The organism is Tepidimonas alkaliphilus (assembly GCF_007556595.1).
GTDB lineage: Bacteria > Pseudomonadota > Gammaproteobacteria > Burkholderiales > Burkholderiaceae_C > Tepidimonas > Tepidimonas alkaliphila.
On record NZ_VJNB01000011.1, the window covers coordinates 46,068 to 70,243 of the forward strand.

Annotated in this window: 25 protein-coding genes; 10 read left to right on the forward strand and 15 right to left on the reverse strand. The window is 69.5% G+C overall.

All coding sequences use genetic code 11. The features are described 5' to 3' along the window. Window positions 1-7 precede the first annotated feature (7 nt). From Talka_RS09960 to accD, 10 genes are all read left to right on the forward strand, one after another. Window positions 8-136 (forward strand): entericidin A/B family lipoprotein, encoded by a 129-nt coding sequence (locus Talka_RS09960; protein WP_143891223.1) that lies wholly within the window; start codon window positions 8-10, stop codon window positions 134-136. Then, window positions 137-787: a 3-isopropylmalate dehydratase small subunit gene (leuD, locus tag Talka_RS09965; RefSeq protein ID WP_143891169.1), complete on the forward strand. Its 651-nt coding sequence runs from the start codon at window positions 137-139 to the stop codon at window positions 785-787. 75 nt (window positions 788-862) lie between these two features. After that, window positions 863-1,933, forward strand: coding sequence for a 3-isopropylmalate dehydrogenase (leuB, locus tag Talka_RS09970; protein ID WP_143891170.1), 1,071 nt, complete (start codon window positions 863-865; stop codon window positions 1,931-1,933). A 242-nt stretch (window positions 1,934-2,175) separates the two neighbouring features. Continuing rightward, window positions 2,176-3,294 carry an aspartate-semialdehyde dehydrogenase gene (gene asd / locus Talka_RS09975; protein WP_143891171.1) on the forward strand — a complete coding sequence of 373 codons (1,119 nt, stop codon included), beginning with the start codon at window positions 2,176-2,178 and terminating at the stop codon, window positions 3,292-3,294. 194 nt (window positions 3,295-3,488) lie between these two features. After that, the gene (locus tag Talka_RS09980; protein ID WP_143891172.1) at window positions 3,489-5,864 is read left to right on the forward strand and encodes a motility hub landmark protein FimV; all 2,376 of its coding nucleotides are present in this window, start codon (window positions 3,489-3,491) and stop codon (window positions 5,862-5,864) included. A 20-nt stretch (window positions 5,865-5,884) separates the two neighbouring features. Next, window positions 5,885-6,673, forward strand: a complete 789-nt coding sequence (gene truA / locus Talka_RS09985) for a tRNA pseudouridine(38-40) synthase TruA (protein WP_143891173.1) — start codon at window positions 5,885-5,887, stop codon at window positions 6,671-6,673. An 11-nt stretch (window positions 6,674-6,684) separates the two neighbouring features. Next, complete coding sequence (locus Talka_RS09990; RefSeq protein ID WP_143891174.1) at window positions 6,685-7,353, forward strand: phosphoribosylanthranilate isomerase; 669 nt, start codon at window positions 6,685-6,687, stop codon at window positions 7,351-7,353. Window positions 7,354-7,446: 93 nt separating this feature from the next. Further along, window positions 7,447-8,730 (forward strand): tryptophan synthase subunit beta, encoded by a 1,284-nt coding sequence (trpB, locus tag Talka_RS09995; protein ID WP_143891175.1) that lies wholly within the window; start codon window positions 7,447-7,449, stop codon window positions 8,728-8,730. Further along, on the forward strand, window positions 8,727-9,554 hold the full coding sequence (gene trpA, locus Talka_RS10000) for a tryptophan synthase subunit alpha (protein WP_143891176.1): 828 nt from the start codon (window positions 8,727-8,729) through the stop codon (window positions 9,552-9,554). Before trpB ends, trpA begins: the two co-directional genes overlap by 4 nt. A 70-nt stretch (window positions 9,555-9,624) precedes the next feature. Next, window positions 9,625-10,488, forward strand: coding sequence for an acetyl-CoA carboxylase, carboxyltransferase subunit beta (gene accD, locus Talka_RS10005; protein WP_143891177.1), 864 nt, complete (start codon window positions 9,625-9,627; stop codon window positions 10,486-10,488). Between the two features lie 24 nt (window positions 10,489-10,512). Here the strand turns inward: accD and nagZ are convergent, their stop codons facing one another. The 15 genes from nagZ to fabF all read right to left on the reverse strand — a co-directional run bounded on the left by nagZ (window position 10,513) and on the right by fabF (window position 24,171). Then, window positions 10,513-11,595, reverse strand: a complete 1,083-nt coding sequence (gene nagZ / locus Talka_RS10010) for a beta-N-acetylhexosaminidase (RefSeq protein WP_143891178.1) — start codon at window positions 11,593-11,595, stop codon at window positions 10,513-10,515. Continuing rightward, entirely contained in the window at window positions 11,580-12,002 is a 423-nt protein-coding gene (gene acpS, locus Talka_RS10015; RefSeq protein WP_143891179.1) for a holo-ACP synthase, read from the reverse strand. Before acpS ends, nagZ begins: the two co-directional genes overlap by 16 nt. Next, entirely contained in the window at window positions 11,999-12,793 is a 795-nt protein-coding gene (locus Talka_RS10020) for a pyridoxine 5'-phosphate synthase (protein ID WP_143891180.1), read from the reverse strand. The genes acpS and Talka_RS10020 overlap by 4 nt, the downstream gene beginning before the upstream one ends. Next, entirely contained in the window at window positions 12,790-13,572 is a 783-nt protein-coding gene (gene recO, locus Talka_RS10025) for a DNA repair protein RecO (protein ID WP_143891181.1), read from the reverse strand. The genes Talka_RS10020 and recO overlap by 4 nt, the downstream gene beginning before the upstream one ends. A 6-nt stretch (window positions 13,573-13,578) precedes the next feature. Next, window positions 13,579-14,502, reverse strand: coding sequence for a GTPase Era (gene era / locus Talka_RS10030; protein WP_143891182.1), 924 nt, complete (start codon window positions 14,500-14,502; stop codon window positions 13,579-13,581). Between the two features lie 24 nt (window positions 14,503-14,526). Continuing rightward, on the reverse strand, window positions 14,527-15,243 hold the full coding sequence (rnc, locus tag Talka_RS10035) for a ribonuclease III (protein WP_143891183.1): 717 nt from the start codon (window positions 15,241-15,243) through the stop codon (window positions 14,527-14,529). After that, a complete protein-coding gene (locus Talka_RS10040; protein WP_143891184.1) occupies window positions 15,240-15,584 on the reverse strand; it encodes a DUF4845 domain-containing protein in 345 nt (114 codons plus the stop codon). The genes rnc and Talka_RS10040 overlap by 4 nt, the downstream gene beginning before the upstream one ends. A 72-nt stretch (window positions 15,585-15,656) precedes the next feature. Next, entirely contained in the window at window positions 15,657-16,637 is a 981-nt protein-coding gene (lepB, locus tag Talka_RS10045; protein ID WP_425472673.1) for a signal peptidase I, read from the reverse strand. Continuing rightward, window positions 16,634-18,448, reverse strand: coding sequence for a translation elongation factor 4 (lepA, locus tag Talka_RS10050; RefSeq protein WP_143891185.1), 1,815 nt, complete (start codon window positions 18,446-18,448; stop codon window positions 16,634-16,636). Before lepA ends, lepB begins: the two co-directional genes overlap by 4 nt. 95 nt (window positions 18,449-18,543) lie before the next feature. Further along, window positions 18,544-20,061, reverse strand: coding sequence for a DegQ family serine endoprotease (locus Talka_RS10055; protein ID WP_425472674.1), 1,518 nt, complete (start codon window positions 20,059-20,061; stop codon window positions 18,544-18,546). A 67-nt stretch (window positions 20,062-20,128) separates the two neighbouring features. Next, window positions 20,129-21,127, reverse strand: coding sequence for a MucB/RseB C-terminal domain-containing protein (locus tag Talka_RS10060; protein ID WP_185970128.1), 999 nt, complete (start codon window positions 21,125-21,127; stop codon window positions 20,129-20,131). 32 nt (window positions 21,128-21,159) lie between these two features. After that, window positions 21,160-21,768: an RseA family anti-sigma factor gene (locus tag Talka_RS10065; protein ID WP_143891187.1), complete on the reverse strand. Its 609-nt coding sequence runs from the start codon at window positions 21,766-21,768 to the stop codon at window positions 21,160-21,162. A gap of 41 nt (window positions 21,769-21,809) precedes the next feature. Next, the gene (rpoE, locus tag Talka_RS10070) at window positions 21,810-22,448 is read right to left on the reverse strand and encodes an RNA polymerase sigma factor RpoE (RefSeq protein WP_143891188.1); all 639 of its coding nucleotides are present in this window, start codon (window positions 22,446-22,448) and stop codon (window positions 21,810-21,812) included. After that, window positions 22,445-22,921, reverse strand: a complete 477-nt coding sequence (locus Talka_RS10075) for a hypothetical protein (protein WP_143891189.1) — start codon at window positions 22,919-22,921, stop codon at window positions 22,445-22,447. Before Talka_RS10075 ends, rpoE begins: the two co-directional genes overlap by 4 nt. After that, window positions 22,921-24,171, reverse strand: coding sequence for a beta-ketoacyl-ACP synthase II (gene fabF / locus Talka_RS10080; RefSeq protein WP_143891190.1), 1,251 nt, complete (start codon window positions 24,169-24,171; stop codon window positions 22,921-22,923). Before fabF ends, Talka_RS10075 begins: the two co-directional genes overlap by 1 nt. Between the last annotated feature and the right edge of the window lie 5 nt (window positions 24,172-24,176).

The following is a 24,176-nucleotide window of genomic DNA, read 5'->3' on the forward strand; positions in this document are numbered from 1 at the left end:
CGCGATGATGCAACGCCTGTTGGGTTGGGCCCTCGTGATCTGCGGGCTGGCGCTGGCCGGCTGCAACACCGTGGCGGGCCTGGGCAAAGACATTCAAAAAGGCGGCCAAGTGCTGCAAGATGCGGCCAAAAAATAAATGGAACGCTTCACCGTGCACCGCGGGCTGGTCGCGCCGATCGACCGCGAAAACGTCGATACCGACGCCATCATCCCCAAGCAGTACCTGAAGTCCATCCGCAAGAGTGGCTTTGGGCCCTACTTGTTTGACGAATGGCGCTACCTTGACCCCGGCTGGCCCGGCAAGGATCCGGCCACGCGGCAGCCCAACCCCGATTTCGTGCTGAACCAGCCGCGCTACCAGGGGGCCAGCATCTTGTTGGCGCGCCAGAACTTCGGCTGCGGCTCCAGCCGCGAGCACGCGCCGTGGGCGATCCAGCAATATGGTTTTCGGGCGCTGATCGCGCCCAGCTTTGCGGATATCTTTTTCAACAACTGCTTCAAAAACGGCCTGCTGCCGATTGTGCTGCCAGAGGCCACGGTGGATCGGCTGTTCCACGAGGTGTATGCCTTCCCTGGCTACGAGCTGACGATCGATCTGGAGCGTCAAGTCATCGTGCAGCCGGACGGTGCCGAAATCGCGTTTGAGGTGCAGCCGTTTCGCCGCTACTGCCTGCTCAACGGGCTGGACGACATCGGTCTGACGCTGCGTCATGCCGACAAGATTCGCGCCTTCGAAGCCGAGCGGCTGGCCCGCTTCCCGTGGCTGGCGCGCACTTGGGCAGGCTAAACCGGCCTTCGCCACCCGTAACGGGCTCGACTGGCTGTCGCCTCGTGCCGACCATTGCCCCCACCCAGGATGACCATGAAGATCGCTGTCTTGCCCGGTGACGGCATCGGGCCTGAAATCATCGCGGAGGCCGTCAAGGTGCTCAAGGCGCTGGCCCTGCCGCTGGAGATGGAGACCGCCCCGGTGGGCGGCGCCGCTTATGAGGCCGCCGGCCATCCGCTGCCGGAGGCGACGCTCAGGCTCGCGCAGCAGGCCGACGCGGTGCTGTTTGGCGCCGTGGGCGACTGGAAATACGACACGCTGCCGCGCCCGCTGCGGCCGGAGCAGGCCATCCTCGGCCTGCGCCAGGCGCTCGGGCTGTTCGCCAACTTCCGCCCGGCGATCTGCTACCCGCAGCTGACGCACGCCTCCAGCCTGAAGCCCGAGCTGGTGGCAGGACTGGACATTCTGATCATCCGCGAGCTGACCGGCGACATCTACTTCGGCCAGCCGCGCGGTCGTCGCCGCGCGCCGGATGGTCCGTTCGCCGGCGCGGAGGAGGCGTTCGACACCATGCGCTACAGCCGCCCGGAGATCGAGCGCATCGCACGCGTGGCGTTCGAGGCCGCGCGCCAGCGCCGCCGCAAGGTCACCAGCGTGGACAAAGCCAATGTGCTGGAAACCTCGCAGCTGTGGAAAGACGTGGTCGCCGAGGTGCACCGCGACTACCCCGACGTCGAGCTGGAGCACATGTATGTGGACAACGCGGCGATGCAGCTGGTCAAGGCCCCGAAAAAGTTCGACGTGCTCGTCACTGGCAACATGTTTGGCGACATCCTGTCGGATGAGGCCGCGATGCTGACCGGCTCGATCGGCATGCTGCCATCGGCCAGCCTCAACGAGCGCGGCCAGGGCCTCTACGAACCCAGCCACGGCAGCGCGCCGGACATCGCCGGCAAGGGCGTGGCCAATCCGCTGGCCACGATCCTGAGCGCCGCGATGATGCTGCGCTTCTCGCTCAAGCAGCCCGAGGCCGCCGCGCGCATCGAGGCCGCGGTGCAGACGGTGCTGGCCGACGGCCTGCGCACCGCCGACATCGCCAGCGATGGCTGCACCGTCGTCGGCACCGCGGCGATGGGCGACGCGGTGGTGCGGGCGCTCGGCTGATGCTTACGCGCCCAGCTCGAGCGAGCGGGGTTGCAGCCAATAAAATTGGACGAGATGTCGGTTTTCCTCCGCGCCCCCTTCTCCCCCGCCGCCCGCCGGGCCGGCGGCGCGCGCGCGACCGCCAAAACCACGACCCCCATTGACGGCTGACTCCAGCCTGGTTCGTCGTGCGCCCTCCCGGCCAGACGAGCCGGGCCAGCCAAAGATCAATCTCCACGGCAGCAAAAGAAAGGGCACACGCGATGAACCATGTAGGCAACAAGGTCGGCCTGGTCGGCTGGCGCGGCATGGTCGGCTCGGTCCTGATGGACCGCATGGTCGCCGAAGGCGACTTCGACCTGATCGAGCCGATCTTCTTCTCGACTTCCAACGCCGGCGGCCCCGCTCCGGCGCAGGCCAAGGCGCACCCGACGCTGCGCGACGCGCACGACCTGGCCGCGCTGGCCGAGTGCGACATCATCCTTACCTGCCAGGGTGGCGACTACACCAAGGAGGTGTTCCCGAAGCTGCGCGCCGCCGGCTGGCAGGGGCACTGGATCGATGCCGCCAGCGCGCTGCGCATGGAGCCGGACGCGGTCATCATCCTCGACCCGGTCAACGAGCACGTCATCCGCAAGGCGCTAGCCGCCGGCGGCAAGAACTGGATCGGCGGCAACTGCACCAACTCCATCCTGTTGATGGGGCTGGCCGGTCTGTTCCGCGAAAACCTCGTCGAGTGGGTCAGCTCCATGACCTACCAGGCCGCCTCGGGCGCCGGCGCCAACCACATGCGCGAGCTGCTCAAGGGCATGGGCGTGATTCACGGCGCGGTGGCCGACCTGCTGGCCGACCCGGCCTCGGCGATCCTGGAGATCGACCGCCGGGTGGCGCAGGCGATCCGCCAGGACGTGCCAACCGAATTCTTCGGCGCGCCGCTGGCCGGCAGTCTCATCCCCTGGATCGACGTGCAGCTGCCCAACGGCCAGTCCAAGGAGGAGTGGAAGGGCCAGGCCGAGGTTAACAAGATCCTCGGCACCGAGCAGACCATCCCCGTCGATGGCCTGTGCGTGCGCATCGGCGCCATGCGCTGCCACAGCCTGGCGCTGACGCTCAAGCTCAAGCGCGACCTGCCGCTGGACGAGATCGAGGCCATCATCAAGAGCGGCAACCCCTGGGTCAAGTGGGTGCCCAACGACCGCGCCCTTACCGTCAAGGAACTGACCCCGGCGGCCATCACCGGCACGTTGCAGGTGGGCGTGGGCCGCGTGCGCAAGCTCAATATGGGGCCCGAATACGTTTCGGCCTTTGTGATCGGCGACCAGCTGCTGTGGGGCGCCGCCGAACCGCTGCGGCGCATGCTGCGCATCCTGCTGGGGGCTTAAACGCCGCGCGGCGTTGGCAGCCACGGCGGCCTGCAAAGGCTGCCGCGTTGTGCTTGGGCAACGCGGCGCGCCCAGGCGGCTCGCCCGTTTGCCGCGCAGCCGGGCGGGCCCGCACTATGATGTGGGGGTTGGCGGCCTGCGCCGCAGCAAACTCACGTCGAGGTTGTGTCGTGCCGAGCCTAGGATTCCCTTTGTTGTCACCGCGCGCCCGCTGGCGGCAGGTGGCGGCCATCGCCGCGCTGAGCGCTGCGCTGTCGGCCAGCGAGGCGTGGGCCTTGGCGCTGGGCCGGGTGTCGGTGCAATCGCAGCTGGGTGAGCCGTTGCGCGCCGAAATCGAGCTACCCGCCCTGACCGAAGAGGAGGCAGCCACCTTGCGGGTGGAGCTGGCCGATCCGGCACGCTACCGCAGCGCCAACTTGGACCCTGCGCCTTGGCTGCGGGACATTACGTTGCAGCTGCAGCGTCGCCCCGACGGACGTGCGATCATCGAAGTGCGCAGCGAACGTCGGATCAGCGAACCGTTTGTGGATCTTATCGTCGTGGCCCGCTGGGCCGGCGGGGAACTGCTGCGTGGCTACACCCTGTTGTTGGAGCCGCCCTCAGCGCGTGCACCGGCCCCGGTGACCCCGTTGCTGGAGCCAGCCGTGCCTGCCCCCCCCCAGGCGGCGGCGCCGCCCACGGCGGTCGCGCCCTCTGACCCCCAGACATCCGCCGACCCGGCGTCGTCCCAATCCCCTGCGCGCCGCGCAGGAACGGCGCGCGCCCAGGCGGACCACGGCTCAGCCGCCTCCAGCGCAGCCCCCACGCGCATCGTGGTGCGGCCAGGGGATACCGCCGGGCGCATCGCGCAGCGCCACCGGCCTGAAGGGGTCACGCTCGAACAGATGCTGGTGGCGCTGCTGCGCGCCAACCCCGATGCGTTCATCCGCGGCAACGTCCACCTGATCAAAGCGGGCGCGGTGATCGACGTGCCTGACACCGCCGACGTTGGGCGCATCGACGCGGCCGAAGCCCGCGCGCTGGTGGCGGCGCAAACCCGTGACTTCAACGCGTACCGGCGCCGGCTGGCAGCGGCGGCGCCCGCGCAGCACACCGCCGCACCCCAGCGCCAGGCGCAAGGCAAGGTCGAGGCGGCAGTCGCCGATGCGGCGCCGCAAGCCAGCGCCCAAGACAAGCTCACCCTGAGCAAAGCCGAGCGGGACGCGCAGGAAGCCCAGCGTTTAGCGATCGAACGGCAACAGCAAGAGCAACAACAACGCGCCGCGGAGCTGGAACGCAACCTGCGCGAGCTGGAGCAATTGCGCGCTCAAGCTCAAGCAACGGCGCCTTCGGAGCCGCCCTCGGCTGAAACGGGGGCGTCGGCCTCGACGGCGACCGAGGTGACCGGGGATGCTGCGCCCCAGGTCGGCCAAGACGCTTCTCCCGCCCAGCCCGCGGACGTCGGAGCGAACGCTCCCACGCCAGCGGTCAGCGCCCCCCTGCCGCCGCAGCCGTCCGAACCTTCGGGCCCGGTGGAGGCATGGCTGCGGCACCCGTGGGCGCTGCCAGCCGCCGGCGGCGCGCTGGCTCTGCTGGCCGGTTTGGCGTGGTGGGGGCTGCGGCGGCGTCGCTCGTCCCAAACGGCGCCTGCGATGCCAGCGGCTGAGCCGACGCCGCAGCCTACCCCTGAGCCTGCCTCCGAAAGCGCCGACTCACCGGCAGATGACGATCGCCTCGATCCGGTGGCCGAAGCGCAGCTTCTGCTTGCGCATGGCCGCGAGGCGCAAGCGCAGGACCGGCTGCGGGAAGCGCTGGCCGTGCAGCCGCACCGCTTGGACGCTCGTCTCAAGCTGCTGGAGCTGTTGGCGCGGCGCGGCGACGCCGCTGCCTTCGAAACCGAAGCGCGCGCGCTGCAACCGCTGTGCACCGCCGACAGCCCCGAATGGCAACGCACCTGCGAGCTGGGTCGCGAGCTTGACCCCGACAACCCGCTGTATCGCTCCACTTCAGCGCCCGCCACGGCAGCGGTCGGGGCGGCGATGGTGGCAGCGGGCGTGGCCGCCACCGGGCTGTCGTCCGCGGCGGACGAGCCGCCGACGCTGGACGCCCCGCTGGAGGCCGCCTCGTCTTGGTCCGCGCCCGCCTCGACATCCTTCGAAACCGCCGCCGCCTCTGACCCAGCGGCAGCCAGCGAGCCTGCGTCACCCGAGCAGCCAGGCCCTACCGAAGGCGATGACTTGGCGTTGGAACTGGATTGGCCTGAGGACGACGGGCAGAGCGTCTCCGAGGCGACGGCTCAAGCTCCCTCCCCTGCGGGTCTTCCGCCTGAGGTGGCGGAATTGTCGCTGGATCTGCCGCTGGATGACGGCCAGGAAGCCGCCGCGCCAGCCGCGGCCATGCCGGAGGACGCCTCCGCCGGCGCGCCCGCAGCCCCCGATCGCGACCCGCTGGAGACCAAGCTGTCGCTGGCACGCGAGTTCGAGGCCATCGGCGACATCGACGGCGCGCGCATCCTGGCCGAGGAAGTACTGGCCGAAGCGCAGGGCGAGCTGCGCGAACGCGCGCAGGCGTTCCTCGCGCAGCTGGGCTGAAGGCTCCCTGCGGCGACACGATGCGCATCGCATTGGGGATGAGCTACCTCGGCACCGCCTACCAAGGCTGGCAGAGCCAGCCGGGCGGCGCGACCGTGCAAGATCAGCTGGAGCGGGCGCTGGCCGCCTTCGCCAATGCGCCGGCGATTGCGACCCTGTGCGCTGGCCGCACCGACGCTGGCGTGCACGGGCTCAACCAGGTGGTGCACTTTGATGCGCCAGTGCAGCGGGCGATGTTTTCATGGGTGCGCGGCGTCAACCGCTACCTGCCGCCCGACATCGCGGTGCAGTGGGCGCAGGAGGTGCCCTCGAGCTTTCACGCGCGCAACAGCGCACGGGCGCGCCGCTACGCCTACATCGTGCTGGAATCCCCGGTGCGCCCGAGCGTGGAGGCCGGACGCGTCGGCTGGGTGTTTCGCCCGCTGGCGCTGGAGCCGATGCAGGCGGCGGCGCGGCACCTGATCGGCGAGCACGACTTCAGCTCGTTTCGCGCCGCGCAGTGCCAGGCGGCCTCCCCGGTCAAGACGCTGCGCCGGCTCGACATCCGCCGCCGCGGGCCCTACTGGCGCTTCGACTTCGAGGCCAACGCCTTCCTGCACCACATGATCCGCAACATCATGGGCTGCCTGATCGCGGTGGGCCAGGGACTCAAGCCTCCCGACTGGATGGCCGAGGTGCTGGCGGCGCGCCGGCGCGAGGTCGCCGCCCCGACCTTTGCACCCGACGGGCTGTATTTTCTCGGGCCGGTTTACGATGCCGAGCTTGGCTTGCCGCAGCGCACGGCGGCCTTCGACTGGTTGCCCCTCTGACGAATCCTGCCATGCGTCGCACCCGCATCAAAATCTGTGGCCTGACGCGCGAGGCCGACGTCGAGCACGCCGCCGCCGCCGGCGCCGATGCGGTCGGCTTCGTGCTGTATCCGGCCAGCCCGCGCGCGGTGACACCGGCGCGCGCCGGCCAGCTGGCGCAGCGGCTGCCGCCGTTCGTCACGCCGGTGCTGCTGTTCGTCAACGCCCGCGCCGACGAGGTGGACGCCGGTCTGCAAGCGGTGCCGCACGCCTGGCTGCAATTCCATGGCGACGAAACGCCGCAGGACTGCGCCGCGCTGGCGCAAGGCCGCCCGTGGCTGCGCGCGGCGCGCGTGCCGCTCGGGGCTGGTGCGGGCGGGTTCGATCTTCTAGAATTCAGCGATCGGTTTGCCGCTGCGGTGGGCCTGGTGGTCGATGCCCACGTACCCGGATATGGCGGCGGCGGCCATGCCTTCGACTGGAACGCGCTGCCGTGGTCACATCCTCGTCTTGGCGCCGCCGCTCGGGTCGTTTTGTCTGGTGGACTCACACCCGCAAATGTGACCGATGGCGTGCGGCGGGTGCGTCCCTGGGGCGTTGACGTCTCCTCCGGCGTCGAAGCCGCCAAAGGGATCAAAGACCCCGCGAAAGTGTCGGCCTTCATCGCCGCTGTGCGGCAGGCCGACGCGGAGGGGACGTGACCGCTGCGCTCATGCAGCCTTTCGGATGGCCCGCTGCGCGGGCGCCTGCGCCCGCCAACGCCGTTTGGCAGCGCTCCCTAGGATGGTCGAACCATGCACGCTTATGATTTACCCGATGCCCGCGGCCATTTTGGCCCCTACGGCGGCAGCTTCGTCAGTGAGACGCTAACGCACGCCATCGACGAGCTGCGCGCCGCCTACGAACGCTGCCGCCGCGATCCGGCGTTTCAGCGCGAATTCGAGCACGAGCTCAAGCATTTCGTCGGTCGCCCCTCGCCGATCTACCACGCGCAGCGTCTGAGCCGCGAGCTCGGCGGCGCGCAGATCCTGCTCAAGCGCGAGGACCTCAACCACACCGGCGCGCACAAGATCAACAACGTCATCGGCCAGGCGTTGCTGGCGCGGCGCATGGGCAAGCCGCGCGTGATCGCCGAGACCGGCGCCGGCCAGCACGGCGTGGCCACCGCCACCATCTGCGCGCGCTACGGGCTGGAGTGCGTGGTCTATATGGGCAGCGAGGACGTCAAGCGCCAAAGCCCCAACGTCTACCGCATGAAGCTGCTGGGCGCCACCGTGGTGCCGGTGGAGTCCGGCAGCAGGACGCTGAAGGACGCGCTCAACGAGGCGCTGCGCGACTGGGTCACCAACGTCGAACACACCTTCTACATCATCGGCACCGTCGCCGGGCCGCACCCGTATCCGATGATGGTGCGCGACTTCCAGAGCGTGATCGGGCGCGAGTGCCTGCAGCAGATGCCCGAGATGCTGGCCGAACTGGGCCTGCCGGGCTGCGGCGGCCCCCACCCGGACGTGGTGGTGGCCTGCGTCGGCGGCGGCAGCAACGCGATGGGAATCTTTCACCCCTACATCCCCCACCCGCAGGTGCGGCTGGTCGGGGTGGAGGCGGCCGGGGCGGGGCTGGACAGCGGGCGCCACGCCGCCTCGCTGCAGCGCGGCGCGCCCGGCGTGCTGCACGGCAACCGCACCTACGTGCTGCAGAACGCCGACGGCCAGATCACCGAGACGCACTCGATCAGCGCCGGGCTGGACTACCCTGGCGTCGGCCCGGAGCACGCCTGGCTGAAGGACAGCGGGCGCGCCGAGTACGTCGGCGTCACCGACGAGGAGGCGCTGGCGGCCTTCCACCGGCTGGCGCGCACCGAGGGCATCATCCCGGCGCTGGAATCCAGCCACGCGGTGGCGTGGGCGATCAAGACCGCGCCGACGATGCGCCCCGACCAGACGATCCTGGTCAACCTCTCCGGCCGCGGCGACAAGGACATCGGCACCGTGGCCGACCTGTCGGGCGCCGACTTCTACTGCCGGCCAAGCTGCCGCGGGCAGAGCGTCAAGGTCGCCGGGGGAGGCGCCGCATGAGCCGGATTGCCGCCACCTTCGAGCGCCTGCGCGCGCAGGGCCGCCGCGCGCTGATCCCGTTCGTCACCGCGGGCTTTCCGTCGCCGCAGGAAACGCCGGCCATCCTGGATGCGCTGGTGGCCGGCGGCGCCGACATCCTCGAACTCGGCGTGCCATTTTCCGACCCGATGGCCGACGGCCCGGTGATCCAGCGCGCCGGCGAGCAGGCGCTGGCGCACGGCGTCGATCTGGCCCGGGTGCTGGCGCTGGCGCGCGATTTCCGCGCGCGCCACGCCGACGTGCCGCTGGTGCTGATGGGCTACGCCAACCCGGTGGAGTCGTGGGAGCGGCGCCACGGCGCCGGCAGCTTCGCGCGCGCGGCGGCCGAGGCCGGGGTGGATGGCGTGCTGATCGTGGACTACCCGCCGGAGGAATGCGCCGAGTTTGCCGCCGCGCTGCGCGCGCACGGGCTGGATCTGATCTTTCTGCTGGCGCCGACCAGCACCGACGCGCGCATCGCGCAGGTCGGACGGCTGGCCAGCGGCTACGTGTATTACGTGTCGCTCAAGGGCGTCACTGGCGCGGCGCACCTGGACGCCGCCTCGGTGGCGGAGAAGCTGCCGCGCATCCGCGCGCACGTGCGCGTGCCAGTGGGGGTGGGCTTTGGCATCCGCGACGCCGACAGCGCCCAGGCGGTGGGGCGGCACGCCGACGCGGTGGTGGTCGGCACGCGGCTGATCCAGGTGCTGGAGCAGGCGCCGGCGGCGGCGCGCGCGCAGGCCGCGCGCGACTTCGTCGCCGGGCTGCGCGCGGCGCTGGATGCGCTGCCGCCCGCTGGCGCATAATCGGCTCTCATGCACGGCTCGGCCCCACCCTGCGCGGGGCTCAGCGCCTCTGCACAAAGGAGTCTTGCCCGTGTCCTGGCTGGAAAAACTGCTGCCCCCGAAGATCAGCGGCGGCGCGCGCCGCAGCATCCCCGAGGGGCTGTGGATCAAGTGCCCGAGCTGCGACTCGGTGCTCTACAAGGCCGATCTGGAGAAGAACCTCAACGTCTGCCCGCACTGCGCGCACCACCACCGCATCGGCGCGCGCGCGCGGCTGGACGCCTTCCTCGACCCCGAAGGGCGCTACGAGATCGGGCAGGAGGTGCTGCCGGTCGATGCGCTGAAATTCAAGGACAGCCGCAAGTATCCCGAGCGCCTGAAGGAGGCGCTGGAGGCCACCGGCGAGACCGACGCGCTGGTGGTGATGGGCGGCGCCGTGCACACGCTGCCGGTGGTGGCGGCGTGCTTCGAGTTCGACTTCATGGGCGGCTCGATGGGCTCGGTGGTCGGCGAGCGCTTCGTGCGCGGCGTCGAGCACGCCCTTGAGCAGCGCGTGCCGTTCATCTGCTTCACCGCCACCGGCGGCGCGCGCATGCAGGAGGGCCTGCTGTCGCTGATGCAGATGGCCAAGACCAACGCGGCGCTGACCCGCCTGGCGCGCCAGCGCCTGCCGTTCATCAGCGTGCTGACCGACCCGACGATGGGCGGCGTCTCCGCCAGCTTTGCCTTCATGGGCGACGTCGTGATCGCCGAGCCGAAGGCGCTGATCGGCTTTGCCGGCCCGCGCGTGATCGAGAACACCGTGCGCGTCAAGCTGCCGGAAGGCTTCCAGCGCGCCGAGTTCCTGCTGCAGAAGGGCGCGATCGACATGATCTGCGACCGGCGCGAGCTGCGCGCCACGGTGGCCAACGTGCTGGCGCTGCTGACGCGCCAGAGCGCCGACGCGGTGGCCTGAGCCACGCGCGCCGCGGCGCGACCATCAGGGCAGCAGCTCCAGCGCGCGCTGGTAGCGCGGATCGGCCATCAGCTCGTCCCAGTCCGGGGCCGCAGCGGTCGGCAGCAGCGCGCGCCGGCGCGCCTCGGCAGCCTCGTCCGGCTGCCAGCGGCCCTCGTAGTAGGCGCGCGCCAGCTCCTCGATCAGGTCGTCGATGGCCGCTCCCCCGTCCACCGTGCTCTGGTTGCACAGCAGCACGAGGTCGCAGCCGGCCTCAAGCGCCGCCAGCGCCGCCTCGGTGTAGGTCAGCTCGCGGCCGTCCAGCCGGCGCGCGCCGGCCATCGCCAGGTCATCGCTGAAGATGGCGCCGGTGAAGCCGAGCAGCCCGCGCAGGATGTCCTGCAGCCAGCGGCGCGAAAACCCCGCCGGGCGCGCGGCATCGACCTGCGGGTAGAGCACGTGCGCCGGCATCACCGCCGCCAGCGTGGCGCTGAGCCAGCCGTACGGCGCCGCATCCTCGGCCAGGATCGCCTCCAGCGTGCGCTCGTCCACCGGCAGCTCGGTGTGCGAGTCGGCCTCGGCCCAGCCGTGACCGGGGAAATGCTTGCCGCAGTGCGCCATGCCGGCGGCGCGCATGCCGTGCATCAGCGCCTGCGCCAGCAGCGTCACCACGCGCGCGTCGGCGTCGAACGCGCGGTCGCCGATGACGGCGCTGCGGCCATGATCCAGATCGAGCACCGGCGCGAAGCTGAGGTCCACGCCGCAGGCGCGCAGCTCGGCGGCCATGACCCAGCCGGTGGCCGCCGCGGCGTTGCAGGCCGCAAGCGCCGCCTCGCCGGGCATGCTCTCGGGCGCCTCGCGCCACAGGCGGCCGAGCTCGCGCATCGCCGGCAGCGGCGTGAAGCCGTCGTCGCGGAAGCGCTGCACGCGCCCGCCCTCGTGATCCACGCAGATCAGCAGGTCGCGCCGCACGCGCTTGATCTGCGCGCACAGGCGCGCCAGCTGCGCGCGGTCGCGCCCGTTGCGCGCGAACAGGATCACGCCGCCGACCAGCGGGTGGCTCAGGCGCGCGCGGTCGGCCGGCGTCAGGCGCGGGCCGGCCACATCGATGATCAGCGGGGCGTGCATGGGGCGGGCTCCTCCGGCAGGGTTTCGACGACGACGAAGGCCAGCGCGTGGTCGCCCTCGTCGCTTAAGCTCACGTGCGCGCGCCAGCGGCGCTGCTCGAACCAGGCGCGCAGCGCGCCGTCCAGCAGCACGGTCGGCTGCCCGCTGGCCGCCGGCACAATCTGGCAGGCGCGCCACGTCATCGGCGCGCGCAGGCCCAGGCCGATGGCCTTGCTGAACGCCTCCTTGGCCGCAAAGCGCGTGGCGACGAAGCGCACGCCGCGCTCGGGGCAGCGCGCCTGGCGCTGACACCACAGCGCCAGCTCCCGCTCGCCGAGGATGCGCTGCGCAAAGCGCTCGCCGTGGCGCCGCAGCGCCGCGGCGATGCGACGCACGTCGCACAGGTCGGCGCCGACGCCGGCGATCACGGCGCCTCCGCGCCGGCCTCGTAGGCGGCGTCGATGCAGCGCAGGTAAGCCTGCACGGTGGCGGCGTAGCCCAGCTCCAGCGCATCGGCCGTCAGCGCGTGGCCGATCGAGACCTCCACCACCCCCGGCACGGCGCGCAGGAAGTCGGTCAGGTTGTCGCGGTTGAGGTCGTGCCCGGCGTTGACCTGCAGGCCGGCGGCCTGCGCCGCCAGCGCCGCCTCGCGGTAGCGGCGCAGCTGCGCGGCGCGCGCCGCCGAGTCGGACCACGCCGCCGCGTACGGCTCGGTGTAGAGCTCGACGCGATCGGCGCCGACGGCGCGCGCGGCGGCCATCGGCTCGGGCTCGGGGTCCATGAACAGGCTGACGCGCGCGCCCAGCGCCTGCGCCTGCGCGATCACGGGGCGAAGCCGCTCGGCATCTTCAGGGAAAGACCAGCCATGGTCGCTGGTGAACTGCCCCACCGCATCCGGCACGAAGGTCAGCTGGTGCAGCGGCAGGCCGCGCGCGGCCACCTCGCGCGCCACGTCCAGCAGGTTGTGAAACGGGTTGCCTTCAATGTTGAATTCGCGTCCCGGCCAGTCGCGCAGCAGCTCGGCGATGTCGAACACGTCGTGCCGGCGAATATGGCGCTCATCCGGACGCGGGTGCACCGTGATGCCGTGCGCGCCAGCCTGCAGGCACAGCGTGGCGGCGCGCACCACGCTCGGGATACCCAGGTGACGGCTGTTGCGCAGCAGCGCCACCTTGTTGACGTTGACCGACAGCGCGGTGCGGCGGCGGGCTTCGTTCATGGCTCGAGTTCATCCGGACGATGGGAGGCAGACCACAGGCGGCGCAGCTCGCGCATCATTTCGCGGGCGTGCCACGCGCGCACGCCGCTATGGTAGTGCAGCAGCGCCCGCAGCTGCGTGCGCAGCGCCGCGCTGGCCAGCGTCTCGGCAGCCCCTGCGTGCAACGCCGACCACGGGTCGGGGCTTTGCAGCGCCGCTTGCAACGCCATCCACTGCGCGCCGAGCAGCGCGGCGCGCGCATCGGCGATGAGGCCGTGTTCGGCCACCAGCCGATAGGGTCGTTGCGCTTGCAAGGGTCGCCGCGTCGCCGCCTCGATGGCCAAATCGGGCAGCCAGCCTTGGGCGTGCAGCAGCATCAGCTCAAAAGCCCGCAACAGCGGCGCCGGCGGCGCGCCCTGGGCCAGCGCGCGCACGGCCGCCGCGTAAGCGTCAAACAACATAGGAAACGCTTCGCCCCGCGGCAGCAGGCGCAGCACGAGCTCATTCAGATGCAAGCCGGCCCACAGCGCCTGCTCTTGTGGCAGCACGTGACCACCGACCCAATGAGCGGCTTTGACCACCGGCAGCTCTTCTCCACCGCCCCAGTCCAGCCGCAGCGGCAGCAGCGCCACCAGCAACGGGCGCAACGCCGAGGCGGGCCGCTTGGCGCCTTTGGCCACCAGGGCCAGCCGACCGTGGTGGCGCGTGAACACATCCACAATCAGGCTGGATTCGCTCCAGTCGTAGTGATGCACGACGAAGGCTGGCTCATCGTGCACGCGGCTGCTGCGCCTTGCCACCGCCGCTTACTCGTAGCCGTAGGCGCGCAGCTTGGCTTCGTCATCAGCCCAGCCGGAGCGCACCTTGACCCACAGCTCCAGAAACACCTTGCCCCCCCAGAGACGCTCCATTTCCTGGCGCGCCTCGGTGCCGATGCGCTTCAAGCGTTCGCCGCCTTCGCCGATCACCATGCCCTTGTGGCTGTCGCGCTCAACGATGATGGTGGCGGCGATGCGGCGCAGCTGCCCTTCTTGCTCAAAACGGTCCACCACCACCGTGGCGCCATACGGCAGCTCATCGCCGGTCAGCCGAAACAGCTTCTCGCGCACCAGCTCGCCAGCCAAGAAGCGCTCGCTGCGGTCGGTCAGGTCATCGGCCTCGTAGAGCCAAGGCTGCTGCGGCAGGTAACGCTCGCACAGCGCCAGCAGCCGCTGCACGTCGCGGGCTTGGCGCGCCGACATCGGGAAGAACTCCGCAAACGGATGCCGGTCCTGCATGCTGCGCAGCCAAGGGGCCAGCTCCGCGCGGCGGTGCACGCGATCAAGCTTGTTGGCCACCAGCAACACTGGCACATTGGACGGCAACAAGGCCAGCACCTTGGCATCGGCCAAATCGAAGCGCCCCGCCTCCACCACAAACAACACCACATCGACATCGGCCAGGGTGGCCACCACCGTGCGATTCAGCGCCCGGTTCAGCGCGTTGTCGTGCCGGGTCTGAAAGCCGGGCGTATCGACGAAGATGTATTGAGTGGCCCCCTCGGTGCGGATGCCGTGGATGCGGTGGCGCGTGGTTTGCGCCTTGCGCGAGGTGATGCTGATCTTGGCCCCCACCAACGCGTTGAGCAGCGTTGATTTGCCGACGTTGGGCTTGCCGACGATGGCGATGTAGCCGCAGCGCGTGGCCGTCGGCAAGGCCCCAGCGGTGGCAGCGAGGTGATCCGAATTCATTGCGAATCGCCCAATCTCGTGCGCTCAGACCGATGCCGGGGCAGGATGCTGCGCGCTGTCTTGCAACCGCTGCAGCATCGCCGCCGCCGCCTGTTGCTCAGCGGCGCGCCGCGAGGGTCCCTGTCCGCGGGCGGGCTGCGCGACCCCCTCGACCGAGCAGGCAACCTCGAAGGTTTGCGCATGCGCCTCGCCGTGCACCGCCACCACCTCGTATCGTGGCAAGGGCCGACGCCGGGCTTGCAACCACTCCTGCAAGGCGGTCTTGGGGTCTTTGCCGGCGGCCACGCCGAGCTGCGCCTCGTCATACCAGCGGCGCGCCACCGCCAGCGCAGCCTCAAAGCCGGCATCCAGATACACCGCGCCGAGCAATGCCTCCACCACATCGGCCAGAATCGAGGGGCGCGTCGACCCGCCGCTGCGGCGCTCGCCCTCGCCCAAACGCACCAGCGCGGGCACGCCCAGCTGCAACGCGATGCGGTGCAGCGCGTCCTGGCGCACCAGCGCCGCGCGCGCACGCGACAAATCACCCTCGCGCCCCTGCGGCAGGCGCTGCACCAGCAGCGTGGCCACCACCAGCCCCAGCACCGCATCGCCCAGAAATTCCAGCCGCTCGTAATGATCGGCACTCAAGCTGCGATGCGTCAACGCCCGCTGCAGCAGCGCCGGGTTGGCAAAGGTATGTCCCAAGCGACGTTGCAAAGCCGCCCACGCTTCGGCCTCTTCGCGGCCCGACCTTGTCACTCGCTGCGACCTCGGTATTTGAGCACCAGGTAGGCCGGGCCAACCAGGTGGATTTCTTTGTCGTAGGCAAATTCCACCACGTAGCGGTCGCCCACTTTGGTGATTTTGAGATCTTGGCCGCTGATGGCTTGGAAATAATCGGCGGCCTTGGCGCGATCGAAGGCGTTGCGGATTTCGGTGGGATTGGAACCGCTTTGCGCGGCGCGCTTGACGGCCTTCTGGATGGACGAATATTCACTGACCGACGGCACGATTTCGGCGGCCAGCACCACCAGCACCGCCACCACGATGCCAGTCACGATCAGGCCCATCAGGCTCAGACCTCGCTGTTGGGTTCGCATGCGTGGGTTCCCCTTCCGTGCAAGGAGCGTCATAGGCTGCCGGCATGATAGCGCGCCTGCAGCCGCGGCGGGTTACTCAAAACGCCCAATGCGGCGAAGGTCGCCGAAGTTCATCCACACGAAAAATGCTTTGCCGACGATGTGATCCTCCGGCACGAAGCCCCAAAAGCGCGAGTCCAGCGAGTTGTCACGGTTGTCGCCCATCACAAAGTAATGACCGGGCGGCACGCGGCAGGTCACCCCCTCCACCGTGTAGCGGCAGTGATCGCGGAACGGAAACTCCGCCACCGCCGGCACAAAAGCCGGGTGTTCGTCGTCCACCAAGGTGTGCACCCGCTTGCCGCCCAGCTGCTCCACAAACTGCTTGCGATAGCGCATGGCATCGGCGTCGTAGTAGTCGGGCGCGGCCTCGCGCGGCACCGGCTGACCGTTGATGAAAAGCTGCTTGTTCAGGTAGGCCACCTCATCACCCGGCAGGCCCACCACGCGTTTGATGTAATCCAAGCTTGGCTTGGGTGGAAAGCGAAAAACGATCACGTCACCGCGCTGCGGCGCGTGGTTGTCCATAAGTTTGGTGTGGGTCACCGGCAGGCGCACACCGTAGTGGTATTTGTTGACCAGAATCAGGTCGCCCACCTGCAAAGTGGGAATCATGGAGCCGGACGGGATCTTGAACGGCTCGAACAAAAACGAGCGCAGCACAAAAACAGCCAAGATGACCGGAAACAGCCCCGCTGTCCAATCCAGCCACCATGGCTGGCGCAACAAGCGCTGGCGCAACTCCGTCTCATCGTCGGTCGGCGCCGCCAAACCGATGCCGCGCGCTTCGGCCACGCGCGCGCGCAGCTGCTGCACCGCCGCCTCGGCGGCGGCGCGGCGCCGCGGCAAAAACACGAGCTTTTCGGCCACCCAATACACCCCGGTGATCAGCACCGCCGCCAACAGCAGCACGGCGAAGTTGCCCTCCACCATGCCGAAGGCCCACGCCGCGCCATAAGCGCCGAAGGCGGCCAGCACCACGCCGGTCAGCGTGGCCATGGTCTGGTCGTTCATGATTCCTCCACCTGCAGGATGGCGAGGAACGCCTCCTGCGGCACCTCGACGGTGCCGATCTGCTTCATGCGCTTCTTGCCGGCCTTTTGCTTTTCCAGCAGCTTGCGCTTGCGGGTGATGTCGCCGCCGTAGCACTTGGCCAGCACGTTCTTGCGCAGCGCCTTGACGGTCTCGCGCGCGATGATCTGCGCGCCGATCGCCGCCTGGATGGCGACGTCGAACTGCTGGCGGCTGATGATCTCGCGCATCTTCTGCACCACGGCGCGCGCGCGCTGCTGCGCCTGGCTGCGGTGCACGATGATCGACAGCGCATCGACCTTGTCGCCGTTGAGCAGGATGTCAACTTTGACGACGTCGGAAGGGCGGTATTCCTTGAACTCGTAGTCCATCGACGCGTAGCCGCGGCTGACCGACTTGAGCTTGTCGAAAAAGTCCAGCACGATCTCCGCCAGCGGCAGGTCGTACGTCAGCAGCACCTGCTTGCCGTGGTAGGCCATGTTGAGCTGCACGCCGCGCTTGGCGTTGCACAGCGTCATCACCGGCCCGACGTAGTCCTGCGGCACGTAGATGTGCACGGTGACGATCGGCTCGCGGATCTCCTGGATGCGCCCTGGATCGGGCATCTTGGAGGGGTTCTCGACCTCGATGACCTCGCCGTTGCCCTTGACGACCTGATAGACGACGCTCGGCGCGGTGGTGATGAGGTCCTGGTCGAACTCGCGCTCCAGCCGCTCCTGCACGATCTCCATGTGCAGCAGGCCGAGGAACCCGCAGCGAAAGCCAAAGCCCAGCGCCTGCGACACCTCCGGCTCGAAATGCAGCGAGGCGTCGTTGAGCTGAAGCTTTTCCAGCGCGTCGCGCAGCGCGTCGTATTCGCTGGCCTCGGTCGGGTACAGCCCGGCGAACACCATCGGCTGCACCTCCTTGAAGCCGGGCAACGGCTCGGTGGCCGCCGGCAGGTTGGCGCCACTCGAGGTCTTGAACGACGTGACGGTGTCGCCGACGCGTGCGGCCTTCAGTTCCTTGATGCCGGCGATCACGTAGCCGACCTCGCCGGCATGCAGCGTCTCGCGCGGCTGGTTGGCCGGCGTGAAGACGCCGAGTTTCTCGACCTGGTAGGTGGCGCCGGTGGCCATCAGGCGGATGCGGTCGCCGCGGTCGAGCTTGCCGTCGACCACCCGCACCAGCATCACCACGCCGACGTAGTTGTCGAACCAGGAGTCGATGATCATCGCGCGCAGCGGGCCGTCGGGGTTGCCGCGCGGCGGCGGCACCTTGGCCACGATCGCCTCCAGGATCTCGTCGATGCCCATGCCGGTCTTGGCCGAGCACGGGATCGCCTCCGAGGCGTCCAGTCCGATGACGTCCTCGATCTCCTGCTTGGCGCGCTCGGGGTCGGCCTGCGGCAGGTCCATCTTGTTGAGGACGGGCAGCACCTCCACGCCTAGATCCAGCGCGGTGTAGCAGTTGGCCACCGTCTGCGCCTCGACGCCTTGGCTGGCGTCCACCACCAGCAGCGCGCCCTCGCAGGCCGACAGCGACCGGCTGACCTCGTAGGAGAAGTCCACGTGGCCGGGCGTGTCGATCAGGTTGAGGTTGTAGGTCTGGCCGTCGCGCGCCGTGTATTGCAACGCGGCGGTCTGCGCCTTGATGGTGATGCCGCGCTCTTTTTCCAGCTCCATCGAGTCGAGCACCTGCTCGGTCATCTCGCGTTCGCTTAAGCCCCCGCAGCGCGCGATCAGCCGGTCGGCCAGCGTGCTCTTGCCGTGGTCGATGTGCGCGATGATGGAGAAGTTGCGGATGTGCTTCATGGCCGAAAACAAAAACGCGCGCCCCAGGCACGAGCGCCTGCGGCGCGCCCCGCGGCAGCGGTCAGCCCTTCATTGTAGGCCCGGCGCGCTCGCTTTTACGGTCGCACCAGCACCCACTGCGCCCATTCGCCGCGGCGGATCAGTACCGTCACGGCGCGGCCTTTGGGCCAGCCGCCGGCAATGCGCTCGAAGTCGGCCACGCTGGCCACCGGCTGGTTGCCCAGCCCAACGATGACGTCGTCGGGCCGCAGGCCGGCGGCGGCGGCCGGGCCACTCACCTCCACCACGCGCACGCCGCCGCTGACCTTGAGCTCGCGCCGCTCGGCGGCGGTCAGTTCGCGCACCGTCAGGCCCAGCGGGCCGGCCTTGGCCGGCTCGGGCCGGCTGGCGGCGGCGGTCTGCTCCTCTTCGAAGGCGCCCACCGTCACGGTGAGCGTGCGGGTGGCGCCGCGGCGCCAGACTTCCACTTTGGCCTGCGTGCCGGGACGGGTGTTGCCGACGATGCGCGGCAGATCGACCGACTTGTCGATCGGTTTGCCATCAAAGCGCAGGATGATGTCGCCCGGCTCCAGGCCGGCCTTGGCCGCCGGCGACCCCTCCTCGACGCCGCGCACCAGCGCGCCGCCGGCCTGCGGCAAGCCCAGCGACTCCGCCAGCTCCTTGTCCACCGGCTCGATGGCCACGCCGATGCGCCCGCGCGTGACCTTGCCGTGCGCCTTGAGCTGCTCGGCCACGCGCACCGCCTCGTCGATCGGGATGGCGAAGCTGATGCCCATGAAGCCGCCGGAGCGCGAGTAGATCTGGCTGTTGATGCCGACCACTTCGCCGCGCATGTTGATCAGCGGCCCGCCGGAGTTGCCGGGGTTGATCGCCACGTCGGTCTGGATGAACGGCAGGAAGTCGCCGGTCTCGCGCTGCTTGGCGCTGACGATGCCGGCGGTGACGGTGTTGTCCAGCCCGAACGGCGAGCCGATCGCCATCACCCACTCGCCGACCTTGAGCCGCTCCACATCGCCGATGCGCACGGGCTTCAAGCCCGTGGCGTCGATTTTGACCAGCGCGACGTCGGTGCGCTTGTCGGCGCCGACCACGCGGGCTTTGAACTCGCGCTTGTCCGGCAGCGTCACGATCACCTCGTCGGCGCTTTCGACCACGTGCGCGTTGGTCATGATGTAGCCATCGGCGCTATAGACGAAGCCGGAGCCCACGCCACGCTGGCGACGCTGGCCGCGCTCGTCATCGTCGCGCGGCGCCGGTCCGCGCGGCGCCGCGCCCGGCGGCAGCGGAATGCCGAAGCGGCGGAAAAATTCCAGCATCTGCTCTTCGGGCGAGCCCGGCTGGGGGCGGGCGCTGGAGACGCGCTCCACCGTGCGGATGTTGACCACCGAGGGACCGACCTCCTCCACCAGCACGGTGAAATCCGGCAAGCCGGTCATGCGCGCCGGGGCATTCGAAGCGCCGCTGGCGGCAGGCGGATTGCCCATCGCCAACGCGGGTTGCGCACCCACGCGCGGCTGCACCGCGGCCCAGACCAAGGCGGCGCAGGCAGCCAGCGAAAGGCCGAACCAAGCCCAACGACGCGCGGGGCGGTGGCGGCGGTCAAGCTCGGACATGGCTGGATGCTCCTGCAAAAACACCGATCAAACCTGAAAGTGGGGTTGCGACCAGGGATCTCAAGGCTTACGGTTGAGCGCGCTCCACGCCCGCCAGCAAGCGCTCCAGCGTCGCGGCGGGCACCTCGCCGATGGCCAGCACAGCATGCTCGCCCAGCTTGCCGGCGCGCACCTGCATGGCGCCCGAGGCGCGCGGATTGGCGTGCGGGGGCTCGCCGCCCCCCAGAAACAGCGAGACCGAGGCCAAGCCATCGGAGACGACGCACTGCAACGGCGGACGCCCACGACCCGCCTCAGCCTCCCGCTGCCAACAACCCACCAGCTGAAACCCAGGCACAGAAGATACCCAACGCCAGCCTAACGCTTGCGGGTTCGTTTTTACCCGCTGGGGCCGCAGCGTGCGCCAGCCGCGCGTATCTTCCATTTGCCGCAGCAATCCTTCCACCTTCAGTGGGGCGTCGAGTTGCACCTCGGTGTAGGCCATTTGCTCCAGCACTTGCTGCCCCGCGCCCAAGGTTTGCATCTTCAGCGCCAGCCCGGTGCGCAGCTCCGACCACAGCCGATAGCCATAGCGCCAGCCATCGCGCGGGACAAACTCCACCACCCACGCCTCCAACCCCGCCACGCGTTCGCGCCCACGCAATTCGGCGCGATAGTGCTCATCGACCTTGACGCCGGGCACCTTGACCGGCCCCGGAAACAGCCGCAGGGTTTCACGCCGCTCGCGCAGCACCGTTTGCTGCTGCGGCCACAAGGTCAACACTTCATCGTCTAAGCGCCACGTCACGCGCGCTGGGCCGCTTAAGTTTTCGATGCGCTCGACCTGCCGCTGACCGTCGCACGCATGCACCACGCGCGCCGACACCACATCGTCGCCGCGCGTGACCACAAAGGTGCCACTGTAGGCGCGCGCACGCGTGGCCTCATGCAGCCGCTCGATCCAGCCCTGCACGGACAGGTTTGGGGCGACGGGCTCGGCGGCGCGGGCCAGCGCGGCCATCGCCAGCGCCGCAATCAGCGCCGCAGCCCAGCGCGCCCACCACCATCCGCATCCGCTGGAGGCCATCGCGCGACACCGGGCTTCAGAGGCCAGCGCCATCACCGCCCCGGCGCCTCGTAAGCCACGGTTCGCAAGAAGCCCGCTGGCGCGTTCAGCGCCGAGGCGTGCCCCCACGAGCGATGGGCCGCCACCAGTTCCTCCAGCTGCGGGTCGCGCGCGCCGCCAGCGACACCGCCCGCTGCCGGCGCCGTCGCTGGCAAGGGCGTCGCTGCCCATTGGGCATCGTGGCCCCCCAAGCCCGCCGTCTGCCAAGCCGCCAGAGCGACCAGTCCCACGGCCGCCGCCACCGCTGCTGCCATGCCCCAGCGCTGCCATGGCCCATTAGCGGCGCGCGGCGCCGGACGCACGGGCCAGCGCACCGGCTGCGCCGGGGCGTGCGGCTGCGCGCGCACCTGCGCCATCACGGCTTGCACGAACGCCGGATCGGCGCCTTGCGGTCGTGCGGCCTCTTGCGCGCGCAGCGCCTCACCGATGCAGCGGTAAACGTCCCACGCCGCGTCGCGCTGCGCCGCATCGTCGTCGGCCAGCAAGAAATCCAATTCGTGCGGCGCGCACTCCCCGTCGAAAAGGGCCGACCAGCCCGCGCGCCGCCCCGCTGCGGCCTGGCGGGCTGTTGCGGTTGAGGAGGTAATGTCCTTGATGTCCATCGTCGTTGGCTCACTGTGCCTGATTGCGTGCGCGGCCACCCTCACCAGCGCTTGCCGGACTGGCGCTCCAGCAGCGGCTTGATGCGCGCCGAGATGGCTTCCCGCGCCCGAAAAATCCGCGAGCGCACGGTGCCGATGGGGCAGTCCAACGCCTGCGCAATTTCTTCATAGCTCAAGCCGTCGATTTCTCGCAGCGTGATAGCCTGCGCGAGTTCGGTTGGCAGCGCTTCCACCGCCGCCTGCACCGCCTGCGCGATTTCTTTGCTGGCCAACACCGCATCGGGCGTCTCGGCGTCGGCCATCTGGGCCATTAGTTCCTGCTCGGGGTGGGAAGTTTCGTCGCCCTCCTCGCCCGTTTGCAGCGCGCTCATCGTCACGATGGGGTCGCGCTTGAGCTCTTGCAGCGCCTTCTTGGCGGTGTTGACCGCGATGCGGTACAGCCAGGTGTAAAACTGCGCATCGCCGCGAAATTGCGGCAGCGCGCGCCAAGCCCGCACGAAGGTCTCTTGGGCCAGGTCTTGCACCAAGTCACTGTCGCGCACCAGACGGCCTATGAGGCGCTCCACCCGCCGTTGGTATTTGACGACCAGCAGCTCAAACGCGCGCGTATCCCCCGCCAGCGCCCGCTGCACCAGCAGGGCGTCGGCTTGCGCGGAAGAGCGTGCGTTGGGTTCCGTCATGGCCTCAAACGTGGCCCGACTATAGCGGATGGCGTTGAAGGGGCAGCTTGCTGCAAGGCGCGCTTGAGCTCGCGCGCTTGCGGCCCAGCAACGCACCACCACCAGCGCTGCGCTCCATCGTGCTGGGTTTGCGCCTGCAGCAACAACCCCCACGGGGTGCGCAGCCGCACGGCCACATCGCTTAAAGGCACCGGCCCCCGCCGATCAGGCGGCTGCCAGAACCACTCGGTGGCGCCATGCTCGCAGCGCCAAACCCACCAACCTACAGGCCATGACCGGCGTCGCAGCCAACCGACCCAAGCCAGCCAGACCACGCACGCAGCCGTACCGAACCACCAGGCGGGCGGCAGGTCGGGGCGGTGCCACGCCCACATGGCCTGCACGAGCGCGGCCGCCGCGGCGGCTGCCGCCAACCCAATCAACGGCACCGGCTGCACCGGGCAGCTCAAACCGCCCTGGGGACTTTCAGCCATCAGCCGCCGTAGCGTCGAAACACCAGCGAGCCGTTGGTGCCGCCAAAACCAAAATTGTTCTTCAACGCCACGCGGATACGGGCCGGACGCGCGGTGTGCGCGCAATAGTCCAGGTCGCATTCAGGATCAGGGCGATCCAAGTTGATGGTTGGGGGAATGACCTGGTGGTGCACCGCCAACACCGTAAAGACGCTCTCCAGCCCGCCAGCGCCGCCCAGCAGATGCCCGGTCATGGATTTGGTCGAGCTGACCACCAGACGGTACGCCTGCTCGCCCAACGCCGCTTTGATGGCCTGGGTCTCGTTGACGTCGCCCAGCGGCGTGGAAGTGCCGTGGGCGTTGAGGTAATCGACCTCATCGGCGTTGACGCCCGCATCGCGCAACGCGTTGAGCATGGCGCGCCGGGGCCCGTCCATGTTCGGCGCGGTCATGTGACCGGCGTCGGCGCTCATGCCAAAGCCGGCCAGCTCCGCGTAGATGCGCGCCCCGCGGGCGCGCGCGTGCTCTTCGGCCTCCAGCACCAGGATACCGGCCCCTTCGCCGAGCACGAAACCGTCGCGATCGGCGTCGAACGGGCGCGAGGCCGCCTGCGGCGCGTCGTTGCGCGTGGACAGCGCCCGCATGGCGGCAAAGCCGCCGATGCCCAGCGGCGAGACCGTGGCTTCTGCGCCGCCAGCGATGACCACGTCGGCGTCGCCGTGCTGAATCAGGCGCGCGCCTTCGCCGATGCAGTGCAGGCCGGTGGTGCAGGCCGTCACCACCGCCAGGTTGGGCCCCTTGAAGCCGTAGCGCATCGAGACGTGTCCAGCCACCATGTTGATGATGGAAGCCGGCACGAAAAACGGCGAGATGCGCCGCGGCCCGCGCGTGGTCAGCTCGGTGTGCATCGCCTCGATCAGCGGCAGCCCTCCGATGCCGGAGCCGATCACGCAGCCGATGCGGCAGGCTTGCTCCTCGGTCAGCGCTTCACCCGTTGGCAAGCCAGCGTCGCTGATGGCCTGATGCGCCGCGGCCATCCCATAGTGGATGAAGGTATCCATCGTGCGCGCTTCTTTGGCCGGCAAGTAAGCGCCGACGTCGAAGTTGCGCACTTCCCCGGCGATCTGGCAGGCCAGGCTGCTGGCGTCGAACTTGGAGATGCGGTCGATGCCGCTGCGGCCCGCCAACAGGTTGGTCCAAGCTTCCTCGACCGTGTTGCCCACAGGGCTGACGCAGCCCAGGCCGGTCACGACGACACGGCGGCGATCCATCGCAG